This is a genomic window from Marivita sp. S6314 (genome assembly GCF_023015985.1).
Classification (GTDB): Bacteria; Pseudomonadota; Alphaproteobacteria; order Rhodobacterales; family Rhodobacteraceae; genus Marivita.
This window is the reverse complement of the sequence record NZ_JALKAO010000002.1, coordinates 296,417-311,819: the sequence shown is the minus strand read 5'-3', so window position 1 is coordinate 311,819 and position 15,403 is coordinate 296,417. Positions and strand designations below refer to the sequence as shown.

Below are 15,403 nucleotides of genomic sequence, written 5' to 3'. Positions count from 1 at the left end.
TGATCTGACGCGACTTACCTGCACACGTGATGAAACAGTTTGTCTTTGCCCTGACCTTAGGATGTCTGGCCGCACCGCTTGGCGCGCATCCGCATATTTTTGTCGACACGGCGCTGCGGTTCGAAGTCAATGACGCGTCCGAGGTGACGGGTGTTACGGTCACCTGGACCTATGATGATTTCTTCACCCTGCTGATTTTCGAGGATATGGGGCTCGATCCGGACGGGGACGCAGTGCTGACCGAGGCGGAACTGGAGCAGCTGTTCGGGTTCGATCTGGTCGAATGGCCGCCCGGGTTCGAGGGTGATCTCTACGTCTATTCGAACGGCACCAAGATCGAGATGCCGCGCCCGCGCCCGATCGGGATTGCGGTCGAGGACGGGCTGATCACCGCGACCCATTTCCGCAAGATCCCGCCGGTGCCGGTTGAGGGGCTGACGGTTCAACAATATGACCCGACCTATTACGTGGCCTATGATGTGTCGCAGGGGGTGAGCTTCACCAATCCCGAGTGCAGCGCCACGGTCACGGACCCGGATGTGGCCGCCGCACAGGCGGTGATCGAGGAAGAGGTCAATGGCAACATGGAAGACATCTTCAACGAGATGAAGGTCGGGGTGCATTTTTCCGACCGGATCGAGATGACATGCGCGTCGGCCTCCAACTAGCCGCACTTGGCATTGTTGGACTGGCCGTCTGGCTGTGGATGTTCGATGGCGCGTTCTGGCTTGAACGCTGGGCCGCCGAAGGTCAGCGCGCGGCGCAAAACGGCATGGCGCGCGGGTTGCGGGCGCTGCGGGCGCAAGAGCCGGGTGCGCTTCTGACATTGATGGCGGTGTGCTTTGGCTACGGGTTCTTTCACGCCGTCGGGCCGGGGCATGGCAAGCTGCTGATCAGCGGCTATGGCGTGGCCAAGCGGGTGGCGCTGACACGGTTGTCGGTGCTGGCGGTGTTGTCGAGCCTTGCGCAGGCGGGAACGGCGATTGTGCTGGTCTATGGCGGGGTGTGGCTGTTCGGGCTTGGCCGCGAGGCGATGGTGGGGGCGGCAGAAGACTGGTTCGCGCCGGTCAGCTATGCCGCCATCGGTGCAATCGGAGTCTGGCTGGCGCTTCGGGGGGCGGTGAAACTCTGGACTTTGCGAAAGGCACCGGCCGAGGCGCATCACGACCACGATCACGACCACGATCACGCGGACGGCGTCTGTTCGTCCTGCGGTCATGCGCATGGGCCAACCCCGGACCAGGCGGCGCATATCCGGTCGCTGCGCGATGCGCTGATGCTGATCGGGGCGATTGCGATCCGCCCCTGCACCGGCGCGCTGTTCCTACTGATCCTTGCCATTCGTATGGATATCGATCTGGCGGGGATCCTTGGCACGCTGGCGATGGGGCTGGGCACGGCCAGCGTTACCGTGGCGGCGGCGGTGGCGTCCGTGACGTTCCGTGAAGGCACGATGGCGCGGCTTGCCGGGGGGCCGCAGGCGGTGCGGGTGATGGGGCTGATCGAAACCGGCGCGGGTCTCATTATTGCAACCCTTGCAGCGCAATTCCTGATGCGGGCGCTTTGACCGGCGCGGGGGGGGGTAAATTCCCTTGCCCCGGCATTTTGCCAGCGCTAAGCGGGTTTCATGCACACAACTGTGATGTCATATCCGGCCCATGTCAGGGCCGTTCTTGTGCTTGGCATGCCGCTTGTCGGCGGCCACCTGGCACAGATGGCCATTGGCCTGACCGATACCATCATGGTCGGCTGGTACGGGGCCGAGGCGCTGGCCACGGTGACGCTGGCCAACACGCTGTTCTTCACGGTGTTCCTGGTGGGTGCGGGCTTTGCCATGGCGGTGATGCCGATGGTGGCCAAGTATCAGGCCGAAGGCGACGACCAGAAAGTGCGACGGTCGACCCGCATGGGGGTCTGGCTGTCCGCGATGTACTGCGTCGGGGTGTTCCCGCTGATGTGGTGGTCGGACGCGGTGTTGCAGGCGCTGGGCCAAACGCCCGAGATTTCGGGCGACGCGCAGATCTATCTGCGCGTTCTGGCGTTCGGCGTTCTTCCGGCGCTGATCACCATGACGCTGAAAAGCTACCTTGCGGCGCTGGAAAAAACCCAGGTGGTGTTCTGGGTGACCGTGGTGGCGGTGCCGTTCAATGCGGTGGCGAATTACGCGTTGATCTTTGGCAATTTCGGCTTTCCGGAACTGGGGCTGAAGGGGGCGGCGATTGCGTCGCTCAGCACCCATATCTTTTCCTGCGCCGTGGTGATCGGGTATATTTCGGTCTTTGTCACGCAACACGCGCTGTTCCAGCGGTTGTGGAAATCCGACCCCGACATGCTGTCCGAGGTGTTCCGGCTGGGCTGGCCCATCGGGTTGACCCTGCTGTCCGAGACCGGCCTGTTTGCCGCGTCAGCCATCATGATGGGCTGGCTGGGCACGGTGCCGCTGGCGGCGCATGGCATCGCAATCCAGTTGGCGTCGCTGACCTTCATGCTGCATCTGGGCCTGTCCAACGCGGCCACAGTGCGCGCAGGCAATGCGCTGGGGCGCAAGGACGTGTCGCATCTGGTGCGCGGGGGGATCGTGGCGCTGGTCATGTCTGTGCTGATCGCACTGGTCACCGTGGTGATTTTCGTGGCCTTTCCCGAGGCGCTGATTTCCATTTTCCTCGATCCCGATGATCCGGCACGGCCACAGATCATCGTGGTGGGTGTGGTTCTGTTGATCATCGCCGCGGTGTTTCAGCTCATGGACGGGGCGCAGGTGATTGCGCTGGGCTTGCTGCGCGGGGTGCAGGACACGCGCATGCCGATGGTCTGGGCGGCTGTGTCCTATTTCGGGGTCGGATTGCCCGCCGCCTATATCTTCGGGTTTGTCCTGAACTGGGGCGGACCGGGCATCTGGGGCGGGCTGGTGCTGGGCCTCGCGGTTGCTGCGGTGTTGCTCAACCATCGGTTCTGGGCGCTGATTGTGCCGGGGGTGGCGCGGCGCGTGGGCGAGTCCGCGTCCTGAGCGTACGCCGCCTTGCGGCGCTCGCCGCGAGCGCATAGAAGCAGCCCGAATTTGCGCGCTCAGGAGGCGGAGAGATGGGTTTCAAAGTTGGTATCGTGGGCTTGCCCAATGTCGGGAAATCGACGCTGTTCAATGCGCTGACCAAGACCGCTGCCGCGCAGGCGGCGAATTTTCCGTTCTGCACGATTGAACCCAATGTCGGCGATGTGGCGGTGCCCGATGACCGGCTCGATAAGTTGGCCGCGATTGCGGCGTCCAAGCAGATCATCCCGACGCGCATCACCTTCGTCGATATCGCGGGCCTCGTGAAAGGCGCCTCCAAAGGCGAAGGCCTTGGCAACCAGTTCCTGGCCAATATCCGCGAGGTGGACGCGATTGCCCATGTGCTGCGCTGCTTTGAAGACGGCGATGTGGTACATGTCGATGGTCGGGTTGACCCTGTGGCCGATGCCGAAACCATCGAAACCGAACTGATGCTGGCCGATATCGAAAGCCTTGAGAAGCGTCTGCAGAACATCGTCCGCAAGGTCCGTGGCGGTGACAAGGACGCGGTGCAGCAGGAGCGCCTCATGCGCGCGGCGATGGCTGCGCTTGAGGATGGCAAACCCGCGCGCGTGGTCGAGGTGGATGACGAAGACCGCAAGGCGTGGGACATGCTGCAACTGCTGACCACCAAGCCGGTGCTTTATGTGTGCAACGTGTCTGAAAGTGACGCGGCAGAGGGCAACGCAATGTCCAATGCGGTGGGCGAGATGGCCGCCGCGCAGGGCAACAGCCATGTCGTGATCTCGGCACAGATCGAGGAAGAGATCAGCCAGCTGGACGCCGAAGAGGCGCAGGAATTCCTGTCGGAAATGGGCCTCGAAGAACCCGGTCTCGACCGCGTGATCAAGGCGGGCTACGCATTGCTGCAGTTGGAAACCTATTTCACCGTTGGCCCGAAAGAGGCCCGCGCCTGGACCATTACCAAAGGCACTCTGGCCCCGCAGGCGGCGGGCGTCATTCACGGGGACTTTGAAAAGGGTTTCATCCGCGCCGAAACCATCGCCTATGACGATTACATCACCTTGGGCGGTGAAAACCCGGCCAAGGAGGCGGGCAAAATGCGGGCCGAAGGCAAGGGCTACACCGTCAAAGACGGCGACGTGTTGCACTTCCTGTTCAACACCTAAGGCTTTGTGCGGCGTCAGACCCCGAACACCATCACCGCGATGGGCACCGGGGACACGGCGACGGCAATGGCGATAAAGGTCTGAACCGGGGCGAAGATACCGCTCATCCCGGCCATCATCATGATCCCGCCGCCGCCGCCGATGATCGCATTGCCGGGCGTGTTCACCAGCACGGCCAAGGCAATGTAGCGATGCTGCAGGGCAAGGCTGACCGTCTTTGGCGGAGATCCGTCCAATAGCAGCGCCAGTCGGTCTTTCGGGGGCAGGGCGGCGGCGCGTGTGATCAGGTCTGCCGCCTTGCGCATCCGCAAAAGAGACAACAGCCACGCCAAGGTTGTCCCGGGCAACAGCCGCCCCAAAAGAAAAGCCAGCATCATCGCAAGTACCGTGGCGGCATAGATCAAGGGCGCAATCGCCGCGCCGAACACGGTCAGCATCGCGATTCCGATCTCGGCCCCCGGCACAAAGGGCAGCGCCAGCAAACCAATATAGGCGACCGCGCCCAGCATCAGCAGGCGGTGCACCTGCTTTTCGTTGTTGGGCATGAGCGTCAGGTTCAGCGCCTCTTTCAGAGCATGCGCGCCCCAGGTGGCCAGAATGACAATGATCAACAACGCCGCAATGCGCAGGGCGATGGCCCCGGCCGGCATCGGGTGTCCGGGCGTCACCCGGAGACTGAACCGTCAGTCGCAGGCAGACGTGTGCCCTGTGCCATGCCGGTGATCTGATGCGTCCAGTACCATCGCCGCGTGGTCCAGCTCATCTCGACCGTGACCGCGTCGCCGATCACCTGTCCATGCCACACCACCCGGTGCGGTGCAGTGGGGCAGGTGGCGACGGTGGTGAAATGGATCACGTCGCCCTCGACCCAGGTCTGGTAGTCCGAAAACCCGAAGTCGCAGTATTTCTGGCAATCCATCGACATGAATGCGCCGTCCTTGAACACCAGCGTATCGGTTTCTCCCTCGGCCCCGTTGTCGAGCGTCGCCTGAATGAAAAACGATGCGCCATCCAGATCACGCCCCGGCTCCCACGCCACCTCGGGCACGGCCATGTCGGGAATGTCTTCGTTCATGACAGACACAGCAGCGGCCCCCGTTCCCAAGGTAATGCAGGCAATGGCAGCGGCTTGGGTAATCGGCGTCATAAAGATCGCTCCAGCATCGGAAAGACGATGTAATGCCTTAAGACTAGCGCAATTGCCGGCACAGGCATAGCAAAGACGTGCGCGGAGTGCTGAGCTTGTCCGGTCAAGCCCGGTTTTCAGGCGGAAAATGTCGTGCATTCCATGTGATTTGGCCTTGTCCCCGCTTTCACACGCCCTTAAACGGGTCGACGGAGACGTGGCCGAGTGGTCGAAGGCGCTCCCCTGCTAAGGGAGTAGGCGGGAAACCGTCTCGAGGGTTCGAATCCCTTCGTCTCCGCCACCTCACATTTTTCGTGGGTTTGAATGGGTCGCCGTGGGCGGCCTTTTTCCCTTGTTTGCAGGGGCTTGATGTTCTCCGTCGTTTGTCTTGAGTTTATTTCGATGTTGTCTATATCTGTTTCTTGAGTGGTACGGAGTGTGGTATTTTTGGAATGGCTCTGTCAGGCAAGCTGACCAAGAAGCTGGTTGAGAACCTGGGCGCTGGGCGTCATGGCGATGGCAACGGGCTGTACTTGGTTGTCGATCCGTCTGGCGCGCGACGCTGGATTGTTCGGGTGGTGGTCAAGGGCCAGAAGAACAGGAACGGCGCACCGCTTCGTACGGACTTCGGATTGGGTGGCGCTGACATAGTAACATTGAATCAGGCCCGAGAGCGTGCGTTGGAGTATCGCCGTATGGCCAAGCAGGGGCTGAACCCCCGTTTCAACGCACGGCAGGAAATACCGACATTCGCGGAGGTTGCTCAGCAGGTGCACATTGAGCGGATGCCAACCTGGAAGAACGCCAAACATGGTCAGCAGTGGATCAACACCTTGCGCGACTATGCCTTCCCCAAGATCGGGCGGATGCCGGTTGACAGCGTTGGACAACCCGAAGTGATGATGTGCCTCGCCCCTGTCTGGACGGAAAAGCATGAAACGGCGAAGCGACTGGCGCAAAGGATCAAAACGGTGCTCGATGTGGCGCGATCCAAAGGGTTTCGGTCCGGTGAAAATCCGGTCACGGCGATCAAGGACGCCGCCGTGCTTCCCAAGGTCAAAGCCAAGCCTAAGCATCACAAGGCGATGCACTGGAAAGATGTGCCCGCGTTCTATGCTGATCTGAAGGCTCGAAACGCGATGGCCGCCAAGGCGCTGATGTTCACTTGCCTCACGGGGTCGCGAACCGGGGAAGTCTTGGGCATGCGCTGGGCGGAGATAAACTTTGAAGAGCGGCTTTGGACGTGCCCGGCAGAGCGCATGAAAACAAGCGAGGTCCACCGCGTCCCGCTGACGGAGGAAATGCTTGGCATCATCGAGCCGTTGAAGGCAATGAAGTCGGAGTATGTCTTCGAAGGTCAGAAACGGCACAAGCCACTGTCAAACATGTCGATGCTGATGCTGTTGCGCAGGATGCAGGTCGAGGGCGTTACCGTTCATGGTTTCCGTTCGACATTTCGGGATTGGGCAGCTGAGGTGGCAGATGTGCCGCGTGAAGTTGCGGAAAAGAGCCTGGCACATTCGGTCGGCTCCGATGTCGAGCGGGCGTATGCGCGGTCGGATTTGCTGGAAAAACGGCGAGACCTGATGGAGCACTGGTCCTCGTTTGTTGCTTCCGGCAGCGGGAGTGGACTTCAGTGAGCCATAAGGTGGCCGTCAACGAGATCGAATTGAAGTTCATCGAGCTATTTCGTGTCGCCTTGAGTGTTCCGAAGCATGAGGAAAGGCTCGCAGCAATCCGATACGTAAGACACGAAGTGATCGCATCCCGTTTGCATGAGATCAACAAGAAGCCCGGGCCTGACTGGGTTCACGATGAGAACAACCGAGAGCTTGTCGCGTGGGTCGCGGCAACTGCTGGAGAACGTGAGGAGGCGATTTACGAATTCAGCCGGGTTTGCCAGGCTTATGACGTCAGATTCGAGCGCCCTCTCAACGTCGCAGAACAGGTCGGGAAAATGATTTGTTTATCGATCCACGATGGCAAGTTCGAAGGTGTTCAAACGCCTGGTGGTATCCTCTATCAGGTCAGCAAGCAGGGAAGAGAGCACGGAATTTCCGGTGCAAGAGACAAGGATGTCGTTCGGAAGGCTTGGCGCGATTACCGTGGTGTCGTTCATTTGGGGATGGCCCTAGACTACTGTGAAGAGCGTTCCACGCCTCCTGAAGATGTCTTTAGGGTTGCTGAGAACTACAGGAGAATGCTGTCACTAACGTGCCCGAAAGGAGCAAAAAAGCCTTATGTTGAGGCGGAGAGACAAGTTTGTTTTTCATATGAATCAGATATTTATGGTCCCCGATTGTTAAATCGGGGACTGCCCCTCACTGTCAAAGACTGACCATTTGTGCCCTGCAACTGAATGCAGCGGAGTAAAAACAAATGGCGTCCAAAACCTTTGATGATGACCGCAACTATGTCTTGGGCGATCCCGAGCTGGGTCTGATCGGAAGCCGCGAGAAATTGGCCCAATGGCGGCACAGGCGCAAAGGTCCGCCGTTCTACAAGCTTGGTCGCAAGATTGTCTACCGAGGCGCCGACTTGAACGCGTGGCTTGCTAAGAACCGTACGGAGCCCGAAAACGGCTGACCGCTTCAAACGGCCAACATTTTTCTCGCTCTGCCAGTACTTCTCCCGATCTGGATTTCTTGCCATGTCACGCGCGTACAAAGGTGTCCGCCTGAAGAAGAACCGCGTCTACACGGTCCCAGAACTAATGGACGCATTTAAGGTAAGCAAAAACACGGTTTCGAACTGGGTGACCACTGGATTGCGCCCATCCGATGACAACTGCCCGTACGTTTTCCGGGGTGCAGTTGTAATGACCTATCACGCTGAGCGCCGGGCGCGGCCGCGCCTTCAACTGCGCTTAGGCGAGTTCAAATGCAGCTCCTGCAAGATGGCGGTTTTCCCCAGCGAGTACACCGTTGATCCAGTGCCAACCAAGAGCGGTGCGCCGTTTATTCGAGGCACTTGTCCAGAGTGTGACCCAGCCCCCTGATCCGGGCCGTTCAGGTGTAGAATCCGTTCCTGTTTCTTTCTGTTGATATGGTTGCGGTCAAGGCCTGCTGAGCGGAGCCCTTGCGTAGCTCAAGCGAGGCGGGCCGGGTGGCACGGTTGAGATTGGCGAAGACCGCCGGAGCTAGTCCGCCAAGCGATGTGTGTGGTCGTTCTGTATTGTAATCGATCCTCCATGTTTCAATGATCTTGCGTGCCTCTGCGAGGTTGCCGAAGATATGTTCATTCAAGCATTCATCCCGAAGCCTGCCGTTGAACGACTCGACAAAGGCGTTCTGCATGGGCTTCCCTGGCGCGATGTAATGCCAACCGACACCCGTTTCCTGACACCATCTCAGCACGGCATGAGATGTCATTTCCGTGCCATTGTCGGAGACGATCATGTCAGGCTGACCGCGCTGTCGCATCAGGTCATCCAGTTCACGCGTCATCCTCGCGCCGGACAAAGAACGATCCACGACAGTTGCCAGTGCCTCTCGCGTGCAGTCATCCACGATGCACAAGACACGGAACCGCTGGCCGTCTGCAAAAGCGTCCGAAACGAAGTCTAATGACCAACGCTGATTAGCTCGATCCGGCACCAGGATGGGTCTGCGCGTGCCCAGAGCCCGCTTGCGAGAGCGCCTGCGCCGCACAGCTAGCCCTTCTTCGCGGTAGAGCCGGAACAACTTCTTATGGTTCACTGCAAAGCCCTCCCTGGCCAGCAAGATGCCAAGCCGCCGATACCCAAACCGGCGGCGCTCGTTTGCCAATTCACGCAATCGCTTCCGTAGGACGTCATCGCCCTGCTCCTGCTTTTGATATTGAAAGACCGATCGATGCAGATCCGCCAACTCGCACGCCCGACGCTCGGACAAACCGTGCCGATCCATCACGTCCGACACGGCTCGCCTTTTTACATCGGGCGTCAGTAGTTTTTTGTTGCGAGATCCTTCAGTGCGGCGTTGTCCAGCATCGCATCTGCCAGCATCCGCTTCAGACGATTGTTCTCGTCCTCAAGCGCCCGCAACTTCTTGGCATCCGACACGTTCATCCCGCCGAATTTCGCCTTGTACTTATAGAAAGTCGCATCGCTGATCCCGTACTTTCGGCACAGCTCCTGCGCTTTCACGCCAGCCTCATACTCTTTGATCATCCCAATGATTTGTTCGTCGCTAAATCTGCGTTTCATAGTCCATCCTTTTCTTGGATGGATTACTAGCACCTCAATGGCCTGAATTCAGGGGGCTGGGTCAATACCCTTTCACTGCGTTGGAGATTGCCGCTTCGGTTGATGAGGAGCAGGTGGCGGATATCTTCGTTCGCATCAAAAGCGAAGGCGTGAAGCTTAACCAAGCCGATTTCATTCTGACTCTTCTTTCGGTGTTTTGGGAGGACGGACGCCGAGAGCTTGAGCAGTTCTGCCGCGCCTCACGTGCTGTTTCTTCTGCTGCGAACAAGGCGTCGCCATTCAACCATTTCATTCAACCAGATCCGGACCAGTTACTCCGTGTGGCGGTTGCTTATGGATTTGGAAGCGGTCGCTTGAAGAGCGTCTATCAGGTTCTCAGGGGCAAAGACCCTGACAGCGGGAAATACAGCTCTGAGCGTAGAGACGCGCAGTTTGAAATTCTGAAAGGCGCTCAGGACAACGCCCTGAATCCAACTTACTGGCACCAGTTTCTAAGTGCGCTTGTCGGTGCAGGCTTCCGAAGCAAGGAGATGATCTCCTCAAACAATGCCCTTCTGTTCTCTTATGCTTTTTACCTCATGGGACGTGTGCGCTATCAAGTCCCGGAACACGTCCTGCAAAAGACGATCGGCCGTTGGTTCTTCGCGTCCTCCCTGACTGGCCGCTACACGTCTTCGCCCGAGACGATCCTCGATGCCGATCTGGCGCGCTTCCGTGCGGTCAAGGACGGCGAGACGTTCCTGTCTATCCTTGACGGCATTCTAAGCAGTGAGCTCACGAATGACTTCTGGGAAATCAGCCTTCCTGCGAACCTTGACAGCTCATCTGCCCGCAACCCTGAACTCTTTGCCTATGTAGCCGCGCAGAACAAGCATGGCGCTCCAGTTCTCTTCTCCCACAAGAGCGTGCGCGACCTGATTGACCCTGCAATCCAGTCGAAGAAGAAGGCGCTAGAACGCCACCATCTGTTCCACCGCGCCTATCTTGAGCGCAACGGCATCACGGAGCGACGCGCCATCAACCAGATGGCCAACTATGCTCTTTTGGAGTGGCCGGACAATCTCGAAATTAGCGACGATGATCCGAAGGACTATGTTCCTGAGGTTGCGAAACGCTTCAGCCAGAAAGATTGGAACGCGATGCACGAATACCATGCTCTTCCTGAGGGCTGGGAAAACATGAACTATGACGATTTTCTCGATGCACGCCGCAAGCTTATGGCAAGCATTATTCGCCGTGGGTATGAAAAGCTTCTATGAATCTATTAGCGTGCAGAAATCAAGAAATTTGCACGCTCGCGGACGTTCGCTGCGTGGCGCATGAACTCACACAATGCGGGACAGAGTGAACTTTCGCCACAACTGCGCCAATGACCGGTTTGGGAGATTGGCGCAGAGCGGTTCAAGTTTGATCGACGCTAGACCGGAGCTTCTTTTGCCCCCGTCATAAACGCAACCGCGTCCGACATTGTGTAGTCTTTCGGGTCGATCACGCACAGACGTTTGCCAAGACGGTGAACGTGGATGCGATCAGCAACTTCGAACACGTGCGGCATGTTATGGCTGATCAGAATGATTGGAATGCCACGTGAGCGGACATCAAGGATCAGTTCCAGCACGCGGCGGGATTCCTTGACGCCAAGCGCCGCTGTGGGCTCGTCCAAGATAATCACCTTGGATCCGAATGCGGCCGCTCGCGCCACCGCCACACCTTGCCGTTGGCCACCCGATAGCGTCTCGACCGCTTGGTTGATGTTCTGGATCGTCATCAGGCCCAGCTCTGACAATTTGTCACGCGCGACCTTTTCCATTTTCGGGCGATCCAGCTGACGGAGCCATTTGCCACGAAAGCCGGGTTTGCGGATTTCGCGCCCCATGAACATGTTGTCAGCGATGGACAAGGCGGGCGACATGGCAAGGGTCTGGTAGACAGTCTCTATCCCCTCTTTGCGGGCATCAATAGGTGACGTGAAGTGCACCGGTTTGCCTTCAAGAAAAACTTCGCCTTCGTCGGGGATGACGGCCCCGGATACAGCTTTGATCAAAGAGGACTTACCCGCACCGTTGTCGCCGATCACCGCCAGAATTTCACCGGGGTAGAGATCGAAATCGCAGTGGTCGAGGGCTGTGACTTTGCCATAACGCTTAACCAAGCCACGGCCTTTGAGGACGGGTTCAATCGACCCATTGGCGATATTTTCCATCAAAGTCATGCTGAGACCTTTCTGATCCACTGATCTACTGCGACGGCACCAATGATGAGTGCGCCGATAAGGAGGAATGTCCATTGCGCGTCCGCACCTGCAAGGCGAAGGCCAAGAGTGAAGACACCAACGATGAGGGCACCAAATAACGGCCCCATGATCGACCCGCGCCCACCGAAGAGTGAGATACCGCCGATCACGACAGCCGTGATGCTTTCGATGTTAAGCAGTTGACCAGAGGTCGGGCTGACAGAACCGATGCGGCCAATGAGGGCCCAGCCTGCGATGGCACAGATGAAACCTGTGACGGCATAGACAGAGATCAGCGTGAATCTGACGTTCACACCCGAAAGCTGAGCTGCTTCGGGGTCATCGCCCACCGCATAGATGTGGCGGCCCCAAGCGGTGTGTTTGAGGGCATAGGCAAAGAAGGCAAAGATCAGGACCATTGCGATCACGCCATAGGTGAATGTCGCACCGCCCCTTCCATCCGCGCCTGCGCCGACTTTGAATGTCGTCCCCAGGAACTGAAGCAAGGGCGCATTTTCCTCGATGTCCTGCGCACGGATCGTTTCGTTAGCAGAATAGAGGAAATTTGCAGCCAGAACGATCTGCCACATGCCGAGGGTGACAATGAAAGGGGGGAGCTTCATCACCGCCACGAGCCAGCCGTTGAACATTCCGATCAACGTCCCGAACGTCAAGCCAATCACAACGGCGATTTCAACAGGAATCCCGTAGCGGAACGTGAACTGCCCCATGATGACGCTGGACAGGACCGCGACAGCACCGACGCTGAGATCGATACCAGCGGTGAGGATGACAAGGCTTTGAGCTGCAGCAACGATGCCGACGATCTGCACTTGTTGAAGGATCAGTGTCAGCGCGAAGGGAGAGAGGAACCTCGATCCTAACAAAAGCGCGAACAGGATAATTGAGACAAGGAGGACGAACAGCGGCACAAGCGCAGGGTTCACATGCAAGGCGTGTTGCAACTTGGCCAGAAAGCCTTTGCGTTCGCTGAACGAAGCAACTGTGTCTGCTGCAGATGGCTTGATGGCGGCTTCAAAATCGTCGGCGTTGCCAGACATTGTTCGATCCCCTCGTGGTGAATTGGATATCATGCAGGATCATATCCCACTTTGGAAAAGGGGCGGGAAGAACACCCGCCCCTTGTAGTGCACCCAAGATAAGATGCGGGAGGTTGGATTTAGCCCCAGCAGAGTTCTGTGCCTTCGGCAACAGAGATGCTTTCAACACCGTCAGCTGGCTGGTCGGTGACCAAGGCAACGCCGGTGTCAAAGAAGTCCTTGCCAGGGGTGTTCTCAGGCAATGTGCCATCTGCGGCGTATGCTGCAATTGCTTCGATACCAAGGGCCGCCATGCGCAGTGGATACTGCTGGGACGTCGCGCCAATCACACCGTCAGCGATGTTCTGAACACCAGGGCAACCGCCATCGACGGATACGATCAGAACATCGTCTTCACGACCAATGGAACGTAGGGCTTCATAGGCACCCGCTGCGGCCGGTTCGTTGATTGTGTAAACGACGTTGATTTCTGGATCGACGGCGAGCAGGTTCTCCATCGCAGTGCGCCCGCCTTCTTCGTTACCGGCTGTTACGTCGTTACCAATGATGCGCGGATCTGTTTCATCGCCCCACTTGTTCGGGTCGCCCAGATCAATGCCGAAGCCTTGCAGGAAACCTTGGTCACGCAGAACACCAACGGTTGGCTGGGACACCGCAAGATCGAGCATTGCGATCTTTGCGTTTGCAGCGTCGTCACCAAGTGTTGCCGCAGCCCACTGACCAATCAATTCACCAGCCAAGAAGTTGTCAGTCGCGAACGTCGCGTCGGCCGCATCAATCGGGTCGAGCGGCGTGTCGAGCGCAATGACCAACAGGCCAGCTTCGCGGGCCTGTGTTACAGCGCCAACAATAGAAGATGTGTCGGACGCAGTGAGCAGAATACCGGATGCACCGTCCAGAATGCATGTCTCAATCGCGGCCACTTGCGTTTCGTGGTCCCCATCGACCTGACCCGCAAAGGAACGCAGCGTGATGCCCGCTTCAGCGGCCGCTGCTTCTGCGCCTTCACGCATTTTGACGAAGAATGGGTTCGTGTCAGTTTTGGTGATCAAACACGCAGAAACAGCGTGGCCGTCAGCCATAGCGGAACCAGCGGATGTAATGGCAGCAAGAGCAGTGCCGATGAGCAACTTTTTCATGATGTCCTCCCAGACAATTGGTGTGTCAGAGCCTCCACCCCGACGTTTATGCGACCGGCAATTCCCCATCGCTTGACCCTAGGTGACGTGATTCTCGTTCACCTGTCAATTAATTAGTTAAGTTTTTTTATTAATTTGTTTACCTGCATTATATGGCTGTTATGGTGCAAGTCATGGAAGATGGACTCATCAGATCAATCAGCACCGGCCTAAGCCAGAAGGGCGTTCGCGATCACAACGAACGGCTTCTGCTATCGCTGTTGCAGCGCAATGGTCCGATGCCGGGAAGCGATCTCTCCAAGCTGGCCGCGCTATCTCCGCCCACGGTCTCAAGCATTCTTCGACGCCTTGAAGGTGAAGGGATTCTTGAACGCGGGGACCCTGTACGTGGCAAGGTCGGCAAGCCGTCGATCCCGATGCGATTGGCATCGAATGGCGTGTTCTCATTTGGCCTCAAGATCGGGCGAAGATCGACTGATCTGGTACTGATTGATTTGAACGGCGAGTTGCGTGAAGAACGGCAGCTTACCTACCCCGTTCCTGTTCCCGCCGACATTTTTGCATTCCTTGAGGACGGCGTCCGCAGCATCACGGAAGCGATGGACCCCGAGCATGCGGAGCGCATTTGCGGCATCGGGATCGCGGCCCCGTTTGAGATGTGGAACTGGCCAGACCCAGCCATGGACATGTCGGCAGCAATCGCACCTTGGGAAAGCATCGATCTAAGGGCAGAAGCGCAGTCACGAACACAACTTCCGGTGCTCCTACTGAACGACGCAACCGCCGCCTGTCAGGCCGAACACACCTACGGTCGCGGCAAAGAATTTCGGGACTATGCCTATTTCTTTATCGGCGCGTTCATTGGCGGTGGAATTGTTCTGAACAACTCCGTCTTTGAAGGACGCCAAGGCAATGCAGGCGCACTTGGATCACTGCGTAGCATTGGCCCCCACGGTGAAAGTATGCAGCTGGTCGATATGGCATCGATCCATCAATTAGAATTGAGGCTTCGCGAGGTCGATCTCGATCCACAGCAATTGTGGTCTGACCCCGATAGCTGGCACAACTTAGCACGCTACGTTGATCCATGGCTGGGCCAGACTGCCCAGGAATTGGCCAAGGCCGCACTGTCCACGTGTTCTGTCATCGACTTTGAAGCCATCCTCATCGACGGTGCCTTCCCTGCCAGCGTCCGCGACGATCTTGTCAGCCGCGTCCGCCGATACGTCGTGACACAAGACACCCGTGGCCTGATCCAACCGCGCATTGAAGGCGGAAGCATTGGTGGCAAGGCTCGTGCAATCGGAGCCGCCACGCGACCTATCGGTGCCCAATTCATGATGCAGTCAAGTGTTGGTATGACGGCCTGATCGGAAAGACATTGCAGAAGCAGCCATCTGTGCACCGTGCAGCATCCGTTAATGTGGGCTCGTTCCCCCAATTCGCTGCGCAGGGCACGAACGGCCGCCGTCGGATATG

General features: G+C 58.1%; 15 protein-coding genes and 1 tRNA gene. 10 read left to right on the top strand and 6 right to left on the bottom strand.

Features of this window, described 5'->3' with window-relative positions; translation table 11 throughout:
* Positions 1–29: 29 nt before the first annotated feature.
* The 4 genes from MWU54_RS05935 to ychF all read left to right on the top strand — a co-directional run bounded on the left by MWU54_RS05935 (position 30) and on the right by ychF (position 4,179).
* On the top strand, positions 30–668 hold the full coding sequence (locus MWU54_RS05935; protein WP_247081475.1) for a DUF1007 family protein: 639 nt from the start codon (positions 30–32) through the stop codon (positions 666–668).
* Complete coding sequence (locus MWU54_RS05930; protein ID WP_247081474.1) at positions 647–1,567, top strand: hypothetical protein; 921 nt, start codon at positions 647–649, stop codon at positions 1,565–1,567. The genes MWU54_RS05935 and MWU54_RS05930 overlap by 22 nt, the downstream gene beginning before the upstream one ends.
* 75 nt (positions 1,568–1,642) lie before the next feature.
* A complete protein-coding gene (locus tag MWU54_RS05925) occupies positions 1,643–3,007 on the top strand; it encodes an MATE family efflux transporter (RefSeq protein ID WP_247081473.1) in 1,365 nt (454 codons plus the stop codon).
* Positions 3,008–3,081: 74 nt separating this feature from the next.
* On the top strand, positions 3,082–4,179 hold the full coding sequence (gene ychF / locus MWU54_RS05920; protein WP_247081472.1) for a redox-regulated ATPase YchF: 1,098 nt from the start codon (positions 3,082–3,084) through the stop codon (positions 4,177–4,179).
* A gap of 14 nt (positions 4,180–4,193) precedes the next feature.
* Here ychF and MWU54_RS05915 read toward each other — a convergent pair whose 3' ends face one another.
* Positions 4,194–4,829 carry a hypothetical protein gene (locus MWU54_RS05915; RefSeq protein ID WP_247081471.1) on the bottom strand — a complete coding sequence of 212 codons (636 nt, stop codon included), beginning with the start codon at positions 4,827–4,829 and terminating at the stop codon, positions 4,194–4,196.
* 14 nt (positions 4,830–4,843) lie between these two features.
* Positions 4,844–5,326 (bottom strand): hypothetical protein, encoded by a 483-nt coding sequence (locus MWU54_RS05910; RefSeq protein WP_247081470.1) that lies wholly within the window; start codon positions 5,324–5,326, stop codon positions 4,844–4,846.
* 190 nt (positions 5,327–5,516) lie between these two features.
* Here MWU54_RS05910 and MWU54_RS05905 point away from each other — a divergent pair.
* From MWU54_RS05905 to MWU54_RS05890, 4 genes are all read left to right on the top strand, one after another.
* Positions 5,517–5,606, top strand: a tRNA-Ser gene (locus MWU54_RS05905).
* 151 nt (positions 5,607–5,757) lie between these two features.
* Positions 5,758–6,945 carry a site-specific integrase gene (locus tag MWU54_RS05900; RefSeq protein WP_247081469.1) on the top strand — a complete coding sequence of 396 codons (1,188 nt, stop codon included), beginning with the start codon at positions 5,758–5,760 and terminating at the stop codon, positions 6,943–6,945.
* A complete protein-coding gene (locus MWU54_RS05895; protein WP_247081468.1) occupies positions 6,942–7,643 on the top strand; it encodes a hypothetical protein in 702 nt (233 codons plus the stop codon). The genes MWU54_RS05900 and MWU54_RS05895 overlap by 4 nt, the downstream gene beginning before the upstream one ends.
* Before the next feature lie 41 nt (positions 7,644–7,684).
* A complete protein-coding gene (locus tag MWU54_RS05890) occupies positions 7,685–7,891 on the top strand; it encodes a helix-turn-helix domain-containing protein (RefSeq protein ID WP_247081467.1) in 207 nt (68 codons plus the stop codon).
* A gap of 422 nt (positions 7,892–8,313) precedes the next feature.
* On the opposite strand, the gene MWU54_RS05885 is transcribed toward MWU54_RS05890, so the two are convergent.
* Positions 8,314–9,491, bottom strand: a protein-coding gene (locus MWU54_RS05885; RefSeq protein WP_247081466.1) for an IS3 family transposase whose coding sequence is annotated in 2 segments (ribosomal slippage) — positions 8,314–9,242 and positions 9,242–9,491 — 1,179 coding nt in all. Because the reading frame shifts where the segments join, the coding sequence is not laid out codon by codon here.
* Positions 9,492–9,571: 80 nt separating this feature from the next.
* On the opposite strand from MWU54_RS05885, the gene MWU54_RS05880 reads away from it, so the two are divergent.
* Entirely contained in the window at positions 9,572–10,750 is a 1,179-nt protein-coding gene (locus MWU54_RS05880; protein WP_247081465.1) for a hypothetical protein, read from the top strand.
* Between the two features lie 158 nt (positions 10,751–10,908).
* Here the strand turns inward: MWU54_RS05880 and MWU54_RS05875 are convergent, their stop codons facing one another.
* The 3 genes from MWU54_RS05875 to MWU54_RS05865 all read right to left on the bottom strand — a co-directional run bounded on the left by MWU54_RS05875 (position 10,909) and on the right by MWU54_RS05865 (position 13,924).
* The gene (locus tag MWU54_RS05875) at positions 10,909–11,703 is read right to left on the bottom strand and encodes an ATP-binding cassette domain-containing protein (RefSeq protein WP_247081464.1); all 795 of its coding nucleotides are present in this window, start codon (positions 11,701–11,703) and stop codon (positions 10,909–10,911) included.
* Positions 11,700–12,785: an ABC transporter permease gene (locus MWU54_RS05870; RefSeq protein ID WP_247081463.1), complete on the bottom strand. Its 1,086-nt coding sequence runs from the start codon at positions 12,783–12,785 to the stop codon at positions 11,700–11,702. Before MWU54_RS05870 ends, MWU54_RS05875 begins: the two co-directional genes overlap by 4 nt.
* Positions 12,786–12,904: 119 nt before the next feature.
* Complete coding sequence (locus MWU54_RS05865; RefSeq protein WP_247081462.1) at positions 12,905–13,924, bottom strand: sugar ABC transporter substrate-binding protein; 1,020 nt, start codon at positions 13,922–13,924, stop codon at positions 12,905–12,907.
* A gap of 173 nt (positions 13,925–14,097) precedes the next feature.
* Here MWU54_RS05865 and MWU54_RS05860 point away from each other — a divergent pair, with 173 nt between their 5' ends.
* Positions 14,098–15,294: an ROK family transcriptional regulator gene (locus MWU54_RS05860; RefSeq protein ID WP_247081461.1), complete on the top strand. Its 1,197-nt coding sequence runs from the start codon at positions 14,098–14,100 to the stop codon at positions 15,292–15,294.
* The last annotated feature ends 109 nt before the right edge of the window (positions 15,295–15,403 follow it).